This window comes from Mycobacterium sp. SVM_VP21, from assembly GCA_024758765.1.
In the GTDB taxonomy this organism is placed as follows: domain Bacteria; phylum Actinomycetota; class Actinomycetes; order Mycobacteriales; family Mycobacteriaceae; genus Mycobacterium; species Mycobacterium heraklionense_C.
In genome coordinates this window covers 2,095,169-2,108,385 of the sequence record CP101406.1, presented here as the reverse complement: position 1 = coordinate 2,108,385, position 13,217 = coordinate 2,095,169, and the positions used below count along the sequence as shown (strand labels likewise).

Annotated in this window: 11 protein-coding genes; 8 read left to right on the top strand and 3 right to left on the bottom strand. The window is 68.8% G+C overall.

Translation table 11 applies throughout. The features are described from left to right. Positions 1-9 precede the first annotated feature (9 nt). The 5 genes from NM962_09680 to NM962_09660 are packed head-to-tail and all read left to right on the top strand — an operon-like array spanning position 10 to position 5,235. On the top strand, positions 10-1,221 hold the full coding sequence (locus NM962_09680; protein ID UVO14240.1) for a hypothetical protein: 1,212 nt from the start codon (positions 10-12) through the stop codon (positions 1,219-1,221). Positions 1,222-1,230: 9 nt separating this feature from the next. Further along, positions 1,231-1,839, top strand: coding sequence for a DUF4129 domain-containing protein (locus NM962_09675; protein UVO14239.1), 609 nt, complete (start codon positions 1,231-1,233; stop codon positions 1,837-1,839). Continuing rightward, positions 1,836-2,945, top strand: a complete 1,110-nt coding sequence (locus NM962_09670; protein ID UVO14238.1) for a DUF4350 domain-containing protein — start codon at positions 1,836-1,838, stop codon at positions 2,943-2,945. Before NM962_09675 ends, NM962_09670 begins: the two co-directional genes overlap by 4 nt. Continuing rightward, entirely contained in the window at positions 2,942-3,919 is a 978-nt protein-coding gene (locus NM962_09665) for a MoxR family ATPase (GenBank protein ID UVO14237.1), read from the top strand. The genes NM962_09670 and NM962_09665 overlap by 4 nt, the downstream gene beginning before the upstream one ends. After that, positions 3,916-5,235, top strand: coding sequence for a DUF58 domain-containing protein (locus NM962_09660; GenBank protein UVO14236.1), 1,320 nt, complete (start codon positions 3,916-3,918; stop codon positions 5,233-5,235). The genes NM962_09665 and NM962_09660 overlap by 4 nt, the downstream gene beginning before the upstream one ends. An 81-nt stretch (positions 5,236-5,316) precedes the next feature. Here NM962_09660 and NM962_09655 read toward each other — a convergent pair whose 3' ends face one another. Beyond that, entirely contained in the window at positions 5,317-6,309 is a 993-nt protein-coding gene (locus NM962_09655) for a stage II sporulation protein M (GenBank protein ID UVO14235.1), read from the bottom strand. A 222-nt stretch (positions 6,310-6,531) separates the two neighbouring features. On the opposite strand from NM962_09655, the gene NM962_09650 reads away from it, so the two are divergent. Together NM962_09650 and NM962_09645 are read left to right on the top strand one after the other, a co-directional pair. Further along, positions 6,532-7,362, top strand: coding sequence for an RDD family protein (locus NM962_09650; protein ID UVO14234.1), 831 nt, complete (start codon positions 6,532-6,534; stop codon positions 7,360-7,362). A 204-nt stretch (positions 7,363-7,566) separates the two neighbouring features. Continuing rightward, positions 7,567-8,346, top strand: coding sequence for a PadR family transcriptional regulator (locus tag NM962_09645; GenBank protein ID UVO14233.1), 780 nt, complete (start codon positions 7,567-7,569; stop codon positions 8,344-8,346). Between the two features lie 17 nt (positions 8,347-8,363). On the opposite strand, the gene NM962_09640 is transcribed toward NM962_09645, so the two are convergent. Together NM962_09640 and glpK are read right to left on the bottom strand one after the other, a co-directional pair. After that, positions 8,364-9,092, bottom strand: a complete 729-nt coding sequence (locus NM962_09640; protein ID UVO14232.1) for an HNH endonuclease family protein — start codon at positions 9,090-9,092, stop codon at positions 8,364-8,366. Positions 9,093-9,094: 2 nt separating this feature from the next. After that, entirely contained in the window at positions 9,095-10,666 is a 1,572-nt protein-coding gene (glpK, locus tag NM962_09635) for a glycerol kinase GlpK (GenBank protein ID UVO14231.1), read from the bottom strand. Positions 10,667-10,908: 242 nt separating this feature from the next. On the opposite strand from glpK, the gene NM962_09630 reads away from it, so the two are divergent. Further along, positions 10,909-13,209 carry a hypothetical protein gene (locus NM962_09630; protein UVO14230.1) on the top strand — a complete coding sequence of 767 codons (2,301 nt, stop codon included), beginning with the start codon at positions 10,909-10,911 and terminating at the stop codon, positions 13,207-13,209. Positions 13,210-13,217 lie beyond the last annotated feature (8 nt).

The window sequence follows — 13,217 nt, the reverse complement described above, 5'->3', positions numbered from 1 at the left end:
CTCAGCCACATGGTGAATCCGCCTCCGCCCGGCTACCCCGGACCTGGTTTTCCGCCTCCCGGCTACGGCCCGCCACCGGGCTATGGCCCACCACCTCCTGGCTACGGCCCCCCGCCCGGCTATGGCCCACCACCTCCGGGCTACGGCCCCCCGCCCGGCTATGGCCCACCACCTCCGGGCTACGGCCCGCCACCCGGCTACGGCCCGCCGCCGGGATACGGCGCCCCGGTGGGCTATCCGCAGCCTGACCTCAAGCCCGGCATCATTGCGCTGCGCCCACTGAGCCTGACCGACATCTACAACGGCGCCGTCGGCTACATCCGGGCCAACCCGAAGACCGTGCTCGGCCTTACCGCCGTGGTGGTGGTGGCCACCCAGATCATCAGCGGAATCGCCCTGTTCGGCCTGCTGTCGGCGCTCGACCCGTCAGGCCCGGGTAGGTCGTCGTCGGAGCTCTCCGGCGGTGACGTGGCAGCGTGGCTGACCGGTTCTGTGGGCGCGGCTATCGTGACCGCCCTGGGCACCATCGTGTTGACCGGCCTGCTGACGGTGGTGGTCGGCCGCGCCGTGTTCGGGTCGCCGATCACCATCGCCGAAGCCTGGGCGATCGTGCGTGATCGCTTCGGTCCGCTGATCGGACTGACCGCCCTGATCGGCCTCGCCGCGGTGGTGCTGTGTGGTTTCGCGGCGGCCCTGATCGCCGTCGCCGCCGGAGCGGGCGGCACCGGCGCCGCAGTGTTGATCGCCGTGCCGCTGGTACCGGCACTGATCGCAGCATTGGCCTACGGCTACACCGTGCTGGTCTTCGCGCCGACCGTGATCGTGCTGGAGCGCCAACCCGTGTTCGAAGCGATGCGCCGCTCGTTCTACTTGGTGCGCAACAGTTTCTGGCGAGTGCTGGGCATCATGGCGCTGACGGCACTGATCGTCTCCCTGATCAGCAGCGCAGTGGCGTTTCCCTTCAACATCTTCGGGATGATCGTCGCCCACGGCGCAGACGCCCTGACCGGCGGTGCACAGTTGAGCCTGTTCTCCCGGATCGGAACCACGATCGGTCAGATCATCGTGCTGCCCTTCAGTGCCGGAGTGTCAGTACTGCTGTACACCGACCGCCGCATCCGGGGCGAGGCCTTCGACCTGGTGCTGCGCACCGGCGCCACCGGTGGGCCGTACGTCGGCGGGTGGACCGACAACCTCTGGCTGACCCGGCCCCCGGGGTAAGGATCGCGGGTGCCCACCGTCGACGTCGACCGCGAAGCCGCCCGCGAGGCGGCCGAACGCGAGCTGGCAAAACCGATGTACCCGCGGCCGTCGCCCAAGCAGCAGTTCCTCGCCTTCATCGAGACCCTGATACGGCGGTTGGTGCTCAAGGGTGCGGAGTTGCCCGGCGGATGGTTCACCATCAGCGTGTTGCTGATCGTCCTCGCGGCGGCCGTGGTCGCCGCCGTCCACGTCAGCCGCCGCATGCTGCACGACGGACACCGAGGCGAACCGTTGTACGGCGCAACACAGCTCAGCGCCGCCGAACACCGGACCGCCGCGCAGCAGCATGCCGCATCGGCAGATTGGGGCGAGGCGATCCGGCACCGCCTGCGGGCCGTGGCCCGCGCACTCGAGGAGAACGGGGTCTTGCGTCCCGCCACGGGCCGTACCGCCACCGAACTGGCCCGCGACGCCGGTGCGGCTCTACCTGCCCTGGCCGGTGCGCTGTTCCGGGCTGCCGAAAGTTTCAACGACGTCAACTACGGCGAGCTGCCCGCCACCCCGGAGGGCTATCGGATCGTCACAGAACTCGACGAACGGGTGCAGGACACAACACCGGCTCGGGTATACCGATGACGACCAGGCGGCGGACGTGGCTGTGGGTCGCGGCGGCCTTGGCCGTGATCGTGGCGGTTTCGGCGGTGGGCGCCTACCTGACCACACCGCGGCCGGGCGGCCGAATGGATCCCAATGCCACCGGCCCCGAGGGCGCCCACGCACTGGTGACACTGCTGCGCCACCGTGGGGTCGAGGTTGTGCCCGCCGCAACCGTCGATGACGTCGCCCTGCACGCACGTCCCGACACGTTGGTCTTGCTGGCCCAGACCCCGCGCATCGCCGGCAGTGAGCTGATGAACCGGCTGGCAGATCTGCCCGGCGACCTGCTTCTGGTGGCACCGGACGCCCTGGCCCGCCAGGCCCTCGCGCCCGGCATCCGGTCCGGCCCCGCACGGGCATACACCCACCAGCCCGGCTGCAACCTGCGCGAGGCACAACAGGCCGGAGCAATCGACCTGCGCACCACTGCGACCTATGTTGCAAACAAAGGCCATTCACTGGACAGCTGCTATGACGGCGCCCTGGTGCGCTACCGCGACGGCAAGCGGACCATCACCGTGATCGGCAGCGAGACATTCATGACCAACGCCGACCTGGCCCGGGAAGGCAACGCCGCGCTGGCGATGAATCTTGCCGGCACCTCCGATCGCCTGATCTGGTATGCGCCCCAACATATTCAAGGCGCAAAATCAGGGAAGGCCGCGATTGCCGGCCTGATCCCACCGAACCTGCGATGGCTGTTCTGGCAACTGTGTGTGGCCCTGGCCCTGGCCGCCGTCTGGAAGGGCCGCCGGCTCGGCCCCCTGGTCGCCGAACAATTGCCCGTCGTCGTCCGCGCATCGGAGACCGTCGAAGGGCTCGGCCGCCTCTACCGCTCGCATCGGGCCCGCGATCGAGCAGCCGTCGCCCTGCGCACTGCGGCCCTGCGCCGACTGGCTCCACGCCTGGGATTGGGCCCGGGACCCGAACCGCCCGCGTTGGTCGCGGCAGTGTCGACCCGCATCGGGGCGCACCCCGACTGGTTGTGGCACTTACTGTTCGGTCCGCGTCCGGAATCCGACGATGCCCTGGTCACTCTGGCCCACGCACTCGACGACATCGAAAGGCAGGTCACCGGATCGTGACTCACACTCCCGCAGAGAATCCAGCCGCTGCCGCAGCCCGCGACGCATTGCTGGCGTTGCGCAGCGAAGTCGCCAAGGTAGTGGTCGGCCAGGACGCTGTGGTCAGCGGCCTCGTGATCGCACTGTTGTGCCGCGGCCATGTGCTGCTCGAAGGTGTTCCAGGCGTGGCGAAAACACTGCTGGTCCGAACCCTGAGCGCTGCGTTGCGGTTGGACTTCAAACGGGTCCAGTTCACCCCGGACCTGATGCCCGGAGATATCACCGGCTCGCTGGTCTACGACACCCACACCGCCGAGTTCGTGTTCCGACCCGGACCGGTCTTCACCAACCTGCTGCTGGCCGACGAGATCAACCGGACTCCGCCCAAGACCCAGGCGGCGCTGCTGGAGGCGATGGAGGAAGGTCAGGTCAGCGTCGACGGCGCGGCCAAGCCGCTGCCCGACCCGTTCATCGTCGCGGCCACCGCCAACCCCATCGAGTACGAGGGCACCTATCGACTGCCGGAAGCCCAGCTCGACCGATTCCTACTCAAATTGACTGTGCCGCTGCCGGTGCGCGAAGCCGAGATCGACATCTTGGCTCGGCACGCGCAGGGCTTCGATCCGCACGACCTGTCCGCGGTGGCCCCAGTGGCCGGCGCGCAGGATCTGACGGCCGCGCGTGCCGCGGTGCGCCAGGTGCTGGTGGCCGACCAGGTATTGGGTTACATCGTCGACGTGGTGGCGGCGACCCGGCACTCACCCGCCTTGCAGCTGGGTGTCTCACCGCGCGGTGCGACCGCGTTGCTCGCCACCTCACGGTCGTGGGCGTGGCTGTCCGGGCGCAACTACGTGACACCCGACGACGTCAAGGCGATGGCCCGCTCCACGCTGCGGCACCGGGTGATGTTGCGCCCGGAGGCTGAACTCGAAGGCGCCACCGCCGACGGCGTTCTCGACAGCATTCTGGCCTCGGTTCCGGTGCCGCGCTGGTGATTCTCACCGGTCGCGTCGCGCTGATCGCACTGCTCTGCGCCGTGCCGATCACGCTGGCCCCCTGGCCGGCGGCCGCGTTCGCGATGCTGCTGGCTGGACTCACCGCGGCAGTGCTGCTCGACGTCGGGTTGACCACAGATCCCGCCACGCTGCACATCGATCGGTCCATGGACAACGCGGTACGACTCGGCCAGACGATCACGACCACCTTGTGGATCGTCAACGGCGCCCGCCCATTGCGCGGTCAGATCCGTGACGCCTGGTCGCCCAGCGCCCGCGCCGCACCGCGCTCCCATCCGCTGGAGCTGGCGGCCAGCCAGCTATCCCGGGTAGTCACCGAGCTACGGCCGATTCGCCGCGGCGACCAGCAGGCCGACCGGGTCACGGTCCGCTCGATCGGGCCGCTGGGACTGGCCGGGCGGCAGCGGTCTCGGCAGGTGCCAGGGCAGGTGCGGGTACTTCCGCCCTTCTTGTCCCGCCGGCACCTACCGGCACGGCTGGCCCGGCTGCGGGAGGTCGACGGGAATCTTCCGGCACTGGTGCGCGGCCAGGGCAGCGAATTCGACTCGCTGCGCGAATACGTCGCGGGCGACGACGTGCGCTCGATCGACTGGCGGGCCACCGCACGGCGCTCCGAGGTGGTGGTGCGCACCTGGCGGCCCGAACGGGACCGGCGGGTCGTCATCGTGCTCGACACCGGCCGCACGGCTGCCGGCCGGATCGGTGTCGACCCGACCGCACGCGATCCCGCGGGCTGGCCGCGGCTGGACTGGTCGATGGATGCCGCACTGTTGCTGGCGGCGTTGGCATTACGCGCCGGCGATCACGTCGATCTGCTCGCCCATGACCAGGTGACCCGGGCCGGGGTGTTCGGGGCGTCGAGGACTCGGCTGTTCGCTCAATTGGTCGACGCGATGGCACCACTGCAGCCGGCGCTGGTCGAATCCGATGCCGCGGCGATGCTGGCCACGTTGTCCCGCCGGGCGCGCCGAGGCAACCTCGTTGTGCTGTTGACCGATCTCAACCCCTCCGCCCTGGAAGAGGGCCTGCTGCCGGTGTTGCCGAATCTGACCGCAGCCCACCAGGTGATTCTCGCGGCGGTCGCCGATCCGCGAGTGGAACGGCTGGCTCAAGGACGCGGCGATGCGGCCGCGGTCTATGACGCTGGCGCTGCCGAGCGGGCCCGCAATGACCGCCGCGCGATGGCGGCCCGATTGCGTCGCAACGGCGTGCAGGTCATCGACGCCCCGCCCGAGGATCTGGCGCCGGCGCTGGCCGATGCCTATCTGGCGATGAAGGCTGCGGGACAGCTCTGATCCTTATCGTCGGCGAGCAGTCGCGAAAGCCCCCGAATTGCGTTTGAAAAAGGGGCTTTCATGTCTGCTCGGCGGAGGAAATCAGCCGGTGGGGACGACGTCGGGAGCATCGGCGATGTCACCGGTTTCGTCGGCGGCCACCGCCTTGCGCCCGAAGTACACCACATAGGCCAGAAACGCGACCTCCACTACGGCCCCAATGCCGATCCGCAGCCACGTCGGCAGCGGCGACGGGGTCACCACCGCCTCGAGCAGCCCGGCCACGGCGAACACCACCACCAACCCCACCGCGACGGCGACGACGGCGCGGCCCTGTTCGGCGAGTGCCTGGGCGCGGGGCCGATCTCCCGGGGCGATCACCGTCCAGCCCAGGCGCATGCCCACCGCGCCGGCCAAGAACACCGCCGTCAGCTCCAGCAGTCCGTGCGGGGCAAGCAGTCCCAGCATGAAACCGCCCCGTCCGGCGTGGAACATCAGTCCGAGTCCCAAGCCGAGGTTGGCCGCATTGGAGAACAACAGCGCCGGGATCGGCAGGCCCAGCAGCACCGAGAACGCAATGGCGCGAGCGGCCACCCAGGCGTTGTTCACCCAGACCTGCAGCGCGAAGGATCCGGCCGGGTGATCGCTGTAGTAGGCGGCGAAGTCGTGGTTGACCAGCCGGTCGATCTCGGCGGGGGTGCCGATCACCGCCTGCACGTCGGGGTTGCCGGCCACCCAGCAGGCGATGACCGCCGACACCGCCAGAAACACCACGGCGGTGCCGAGCCACCACCGCCAGGCGCGGTAGGCAACCACCGGAAACGACACCGTCACGAACCGGACGACTTCCGAGGCCAACGGCGCATGGGCACCGGTGACAGCGGCACGCGCCCGCGCCACCAGGGCGGAAAGTCGGCCGATCAGCGCTGCGTCCGAAGACGATGAGCGCACCACCGAAAGATGGGTGGACACACGCTGATAGAGGTCGACCAGCTCGTCGACCTCTGCGCCGGTGAGCCGCCGCCGATTCTTGACTAGTGTCTCCAGCCGGTGCCAGATCGGTCGATGGGTCAGCACGAAGGCGTCGACATCCACGTTGCCGAGCGTAGCGAGGACTGCGAGCACGGCGAAGCCGGGCGACGCAGGTCCACGCCAACAGGCACAGCGAGGACTGCGAGCACGGCGAAGCCGGGCGACGCAGGTCCACGCCAACAGGCCTAGCCGTGAGCACGGCCACGCCAGGCGATACAGATCTGCGCCCTGCGGCACAGCCGCGAGCGCCTCGATGAGACCTGTTCGGCGAGTAGCGTCTGAGCTATGGCGAACCGCAGCCCCGAGCTGGTGACCGGCGACGCCGTCGTCCTCGACATCGCGATCGCGCAGCTGCCGGTACGCGCGGTCAGCGCGCTGATCGACATCACCGTCGTGATAGTGGGATACCTGTGCGCGATCGTGCTGTGGGCCACCACGCTCGGCCGGTTCGACGACGCGTTGACCACGGCCATCATGATCATCTTCGCGGTGCTGCTCTTGGTCGGTTACCCGGTCATCATGGAGACCGTCACCCGGGGCCGGTCGCTGGGCAAGATGGCGATGGGGCTGCGGGTGGTGTCTGATGACGGCGGCCCGGAACGCTTCCGGCAGGCACTCTTTCGGGCGCTGGCCTCAGTTATCGAGATCTGGGGACTGACCGGCAGCCCGGCGGTGATCTGCAGCCTGCTGTCGCCGCGCGGAAAGCGCCTAGGCGACATCTTCGCCGGCACGGTGGTGATCAGCGAACGCGCGCCGGCTTCGACGCCGCCGCCCATGATGCCGCCGGGGCTGGCCTGGTGGGCCTCGAGTTTGCAGTTGTCGGGCCTGCGGGCGGAATCCGCCGAACTGGCAAGGCAATTCCTTGGTCGGGCCGCACAGCTCGACCCGCATACCCGGCAGATGATGGCCTACCGGATCTCCGGTGATGTGCTCGCGCACATCTCGCCACCACCGCCCCCGGATGCCCCGCCCGAGCTGGTGCTGGCCGCGGTGCTGGCCGAACGACATCAGCGCGAGCTGGCGCGGTTTCAGGTCGTGCCGCCCGGGCCGTATTTCCCGCCGCCTCCGGCGCCGTGGCCGCCACCGAATACCGGCGGTTTCTTTCCCCCGAGCTAGCGGGCCGAGCCCTTGTTCCCTGGCGGCCGACGCTGCCGGCAGGGCTTCCGCCGGCGATGGCGCTACCGCAGCAGATCCCGTTCGGCATTGCCTCGACTCCGCCTCGGTCGGTTCGACGGCACCGTTGCATCTCGATAGGTCTCGATATATCGTTAACGTATCGGGAGCGAATCACGCTCCCCCTTCCCAAGCAAAGAGGTACGCATGAACAGCCCCTTTGGTCCGCCCGGCGGACCCTTCACCGAAGACGCCGAACACCACGTCGGCTTCGGCTTCGGCCCCGCGACGCCACATCAGCGCCGCGCCGCACACATCGCGCGCCGGCAGGCCCGGCGTGAGTTTCGCCGGCAGTTGCGCGACCACGCCGCCGAGCACTGCGCGCCGTTGGGCTTCGGCCCCGGCCACGAGGCCGCCGGCCCCGGATTCGGCCCGGATTTCCGGCATGGATTCGGCCCGGGGTTCGGACCTGGTTTCGGACCCGGCGGTCCCGGCTTCGGCTTCGGCTTCGGTCCGGGCGGGCACCGTGGACACCGGCGCGGCAACCGCGGCCGACGCGGCGACGTGCGGCTCGCCATCCTGGCCCTGTTCGCCGAGGGTCCGATGCACGGCTACGAGATCATCCAGCAGATCGCCGAACGCAGCCAAGGGCTGTGGCGTCCCAGCCCCGGATCGGTCTACCCGACCTTGCAGATGCTGGTCGATGAGGGCCTGATCGCCGGCAGCGAAACCGATGGCAAGAAGCGGCTTTTCGAGTTGACCGAGGAAGGCCGCGGGGTTGCGGAGACGATCGAAACCCCACCGTGGGAGCAGATCGCCGACGGCGCCGACCCAGGGCAGATCAACCTGCGCACCGCCACCGGCCAACTGTTCGGCGCCGTCGCTCAGGCCGGCCAGGCAGCCACGCCCGAACAGCAGCAGCGCATCGTCGACATCATCAACAGCGCCCGCAAGGAGATCTACGGAATCCTCGGGGAGACCGACTGAGCTCGACTGCCCGAGGGTCAACAGTGGCGAAGGACCCGATGCATCGCGGTCTTCTCGTTAGATGAAACCCACAGTCCGTAAGCGGTTTTGACTGCGATCTGACGGGCCACGAATTCGCATTCGAACGCGGCGTTCGCCGGCAGCCAGCCGGCGGCGTCGCGGAATGCTTTGTCGAAGTTGGCTTGGGCACTGACCGCGAGCAGATTGCGCGGATCGTTGGCGAAATCGCGGCGGCGCCGCTCGTCCCAGGTTCGCGCTCCCTTGTACCAGGCGTCGGCCAACGACACGAGATGGTCGACCTGCACGGCCTCGGACGTCTCGGGGCCACGCATAAATGCGATGGTCTCGCCGGAGTAGGGGTCGTGCAGGACGCCACGCTGCACCAGGCAGGTTCCCCGTCGCAGTTCGACCTGAGTCAGGTCGCGGCGCAGGATGTCGTCGCGGGTATTGCAGCCGTTGTGGCCGAATTCGACGTCGACGTCGTCGCTCCATCGCTCGCCGAACCGGTAGCGCTTGAAGTCCTTCTCACGATCCCAGCCCTTGACCGGCAGCGCTTCGAGCAGCCGGCGGGCGTCGTCATAGCCAGGGTCCAGCGGCACCGCACTCGGCATCGGCGGCGTCGGAGTCGGCGATGGTTCCGACGGCTGCGAAAACCACCCGGCCTGCTGCCACCACGCCCAGCCGACCGCGGCCACTACCACCAGCGCAACCAGCGCGCCGGGCAGCACCCGCTTGCGTGCGGCCATTCTCAGGGCAGCTCGACCCAGTCCAGCGTGCGCTGCACGGCCTTTCGCCAGCCGGCATAGCCTTCGGCGCGCTGCTCATCCGACCAGTTCGGGCTCCAGCGCCGGTCTTCGCGCCAATTGGCGCGAAGATCGTCGGGCCCCTTCCAGAAACCGACGCCCAGCCCGGCCGCATACGCCGCGCCCAGCGCGGTGGTTTCGGGTACAACCGGCTTGACCACGTCGACCCCGAGCACGTCGGCCTGAATCTGCATGCACAGGTCATTGGCGGTGATACCGCCGTCGACCTTCAAAACACCAAGGTGCACACCGGAGTCGGCTTCCATCGCTTCGGCCACATCGCAACTCTGGTAGCAGATCGCCTCCAGGGTGGCCCGGGCCAGATGCGCGTTGGTGTTGAAGCGGGACAGCCCCACGATCGCGCCGCGCGCATCCGAACGCCAGTACGGTGCGAACAACCCGGAGAATGCCGGCACGAAGTACATCCCGCCGTTGTCGGAGACCTGGCGGGCGAGGCTCTCGACCTGCGTGGCGCCGCTGATGATGCCCAGTTGGTCGCGCAGCCATTGCACCGCGGAGCCGGTGACCGCGATCGAGCCTTCCAGCGCATACACGGGCTTGGCGTCGCCGAACTGGTAGCAGACCGTGGTCAACAATCCGTTGTTGGAACGGACGATCTGCTCACCGGTGTTGAGCAGCAAGAAGTTTCCCGTGCCGTAGGTGTTCTTCGCTTCACCCGCCGACAAGCACACCTGGCCGACCATGGCGCTCTGCTGGTCGCCCAGGATGCCGGCGATCGGCACCTCGCCACGCAACGGTCCGGTGCTCGCGGTGACCGCATGCCGGCGTCGCGTCGACGACGCCGTGATACGCGGCAGCATCGCCTTGGGGATCGAGAACAACGCCAGCAGTTCGTCGTCCCAGTCGAGGGTCTCGAGGTTCATCAACATGGTGCGGCTGGCGTTGGTGACGTCGGTCAGGTGCACGCCGCCGCGCGGCCCGCCGGTCAGGTTCCACAGCACCCAGCTGTCGCAGGTGCCGAATAGCGCGTCGCCACGTTCGGCATCGGCACGCACCCCCTCGACGTTGTCGAGAATCCACTGCAGCTTGCCGCCGGAGAAGTAGGTGGCCGGCGGCAATCCCGCCTTACGCCGGATCACCTCCCCGTGGCCGTCGCGCTCCAGGGCCGCGGCGATGGCGTCGGTTCGGGTGTCCTGCCAGACGATCGCGTTGTGGTAGGGCTGACCGGTCTTGCGGTTCCACACCACCGTCGTTTCGCGCTGGTTGGCGATGCCCAGCGCCGCCAGGTCCGATGCGTGGAGCTTGGTGGTGTTGAGCGCCGAGACCAGCACCGCCGCGGTGTGGTTCCACAATTCGAACGGATCGTGTTCCACCCAGCCGGCTCGCGGCAGGATCTGTTCGTGTTCGAGCTGATGGCGGCCCACCTCTGCACCGTCATGGTCGAAGATGATGCAGCGAGTGCTGGTGGTGCCCTGGTCGATCGACGCGACGAAATCGGCCAAGTCTGACTCCTGTCCATACCGGTGCCGGTCGGTGCCGCGTCCATCATGGCCCACCTAGTCCGACCGGGGTGGCGCTACCCGACAGGATCGCGACGACCGGGACCGGTCAGTCCACAAAATTAGACGTTCTTCACGAACCCATCAGACGCTATTCATTCACTCCGGCGCATATTTCGAAGTATTGCGAGTAGATGTCGTAATGGTGAACAAACGGTGTCGGAACGCCGCCGATGTCTATGCCCCCCAAAAGCCGCCGTGGCCGACCGCGTGCAGGTCAGAACTGAATCGGAGAAGACATGGACGCCGTCCTCGGTGTGGCACTTGCGTCGAGCACACCCGCCACCATCCACACCGTGTTGGTCTGCGGCGAACGCGGGGACGGCGTCACGCTGGAAGAGCTCAGCATTGACGTGCCTCCCGACGACTCCGTCGAATTCGCCGCCGTCGACGCGTTGATCGCGGCCATCCTGCGGGCGCGTGACGCCGCGGACTCGGCCGGTCTTCACCTGGTGTCGACCGGCGTCACGGTGACCGATCCGCTCGACGCAGCAGCACTGAGTTCACGGCTTTCCAGCGGCGCCCTCGATGGATTGGAAAACGTGGCTCTGGTCTCCCCCGTGCTTGCGGCGGCAAGCTTGGCCCACAACCTGGGACAGACGGTCGGCTGCGACCAGATGGGGCTGCTGTCCGTCGAGGCGTCGACCGCGACACTGGCCATGGTCGACTGCACCGACGGCACCGTCACCCGGATCTTTCGGCAAGCCCTCGATGATGGCGACGCCACCGCCGCGGTCGACACGGTCGCCGATCGGCTCAACGCCGCCCACACGTCTCCGGACGGTCTTTTTCTGCTCTGCGCCGAGGGCGATTCGACCGCGTTGCGGCCGCGGTTGGAGGCGACGGTCGACCACGAGGTGTGTGAACCCGCGGAGCCACGTGCCGCGCTGGCCCGCGGTGCGGCACTGGCCTCTGCCCGCCTGGTCGGTGTCGAGGCGGAGTCCGCCGCGCTGGCCTACACGCAAGAGCCCGCATCCGGTGCCGTCGGGCCCCGCTACTACGACATCCCCGGATTCGACGCCGACGATCTGGCCTACAGCGCAGTGCCCGACGAAGACGCCGAAGCGGCCACCGAGCTCTTCGAAGCGGCGGGCCACCCGCCCCGCCGTCCGCTGCTGGTGGCCGGCGCGGCGTTGGCGTCTGCCGCTTTCGCCGCAGCGTCGGCGCTGATGGTGGCCATGACGCTGGACATCACTCCCAACCTGGTTGCGCTGCGGCCGGATCTGGGGCGGGCTCTGACCATTCCGCACCGGGCTCCGAATCTTCAGGTACCCGCCACCGAGCCGTTCGGGGGACAACCACCGGTGATGGGGCAGGCACCAGCGGACTCGATTCCGCTGCCGCCGTTGAGCCTGCCGTCGGCACCCGACCTTCCGGCGGCAGTGCCGCTGGGTGCGCCTGCGGCCGGTTCGCCGGTTCCACAGCCGGTGGCGGCCGGGGCCAGCACCGGACCGTTGTTCGTTCCCGCCCCGGTCTTCGGTCCGTCGTTGCCCATCCACCCGCCGGCGGCGCAGACTCCGTCGCCCTTCCTGTTGGCGCCTCTTCCGCAGCCGGCCCCACACCGGCCCGTCCTGTCGGGGATGCCCGATCTGTCATTCCTGTGGGGGTTGCCCGGTAAGAAGCCGGCGGCACCTGCCCCGGTGGTCAAGCCCCAACCGCCCGAGGTCAAGCCCGAACCCCCGGTGGTCAAGCCCAATCCGCCGGTCGTGAAGCCCAATCCCCCGGTGGTCAAGCCCAATCCGCCGGTCGTGAAGCCGCATCCCCCGGTGGTGAAACCGAACCCGCCGATCGAGCTACCCGATCCGCCGGTCGTGAAGCCCAATCCCCCGGTGGTCAAACCCGAAATCCCGGTGGTCAAGCCGAACCCACCGGTCGTCAAGCCGGAAATCCCGGTGGTCAAGCCGAACCCACCGGTCGTCAAACCTGAAATCCCGGTGGTCAACCCGAACCCCCCGGTAGTGAAACTGCCGGATCCGCCGGTTCAGGTGCCGGATCTTCCCGCCGTCAACCCCAACCCGGGCATTCAGCTGCCGGAGCTGCCGGTCAAGGTTCCCGACGCGCCCGCCGTCAACCCCAACCCGGGAATCCAGCTGCCGAATCTGCCCATCCAACTACCGAATTCGGGCCCCCCGGCCGGGCTTCCGGTTCCCGAGGCGCCGTCACTGCCGTCGCTGCCCGCACCCCAGGCGCCCACGCTGCCGTCGTTCACCGCACCGCAGGCACCCTCGCTCCCGTCGATTCCGGCACCCCAGGCGCCCACGCTGCCCTCGCTGCCGTCGTTCACCGCACCGCAGGCACCCTCGCTGCCCTCGCTGCCCGCACCGAGCGCACCGTCCATGCCCAACCTGGGTGGTGGCCTGTTCGGCGGCGGCGGCAAGCCGGGCGGAATCTTCGGCGGCGGCAAGCCCGGCGGCGGACTGTTCGGCGGCGGTGGCGGCGGCCTGTTCGGCGGCGGCGGATCCCGCAGTGGTGGACTGTTCGGCGGCGGTGGTGGCGGCCTGTTCGGCGGCGGCCACGGCGGCGGCCTGTTCGGCCACTAGCGTTCGCC

Bases quoted from the DNA above. Each gene is read 5' to 3' on its own strand.
- NM962_09680 (UVO14240.1), top strand. From the start codon at position 10: ATGGTGAATCCGCCTCCGCCCGGCTACCCCGGACCTGGTTTTCCGCCT.
- NM962_09670 (UVO14238.1), top strand. From the start codon at position 1,836: ATGACGACCAGGCGGCGGACGTGGCTGTGGGTCGCGGCGGCCTTGGCC.
- NM962_09650 (UVO14234.1), top strand. From the start codon at position 6,532: ATGGCGAACCGCAGCCCCGAGCTGGTGACCGGCGACGCCGTCGTCCTC.
- NM962_09645 (UVO14233.1), top strand. From the start codon at position 7,567: ATGAACAGCCCCTTTGGTCCGCCCGGCGGACCCTTCACCGAAGACGCC.
- NM962_09640 (UVO14232.1), bottom strand. From the start codon at position 9,092: ATGGCCGCACGCAAGCGGGTGCTGCCCGGCGCGCTGGTTGCGCTGGTG.
- NM962_09630 (UVO14230.1), top strand. From the start codon at position 10,909: ATGGACGCCGTCCTCGGTGTGGCACTTGCGTCGAGCACACCCGCCACC.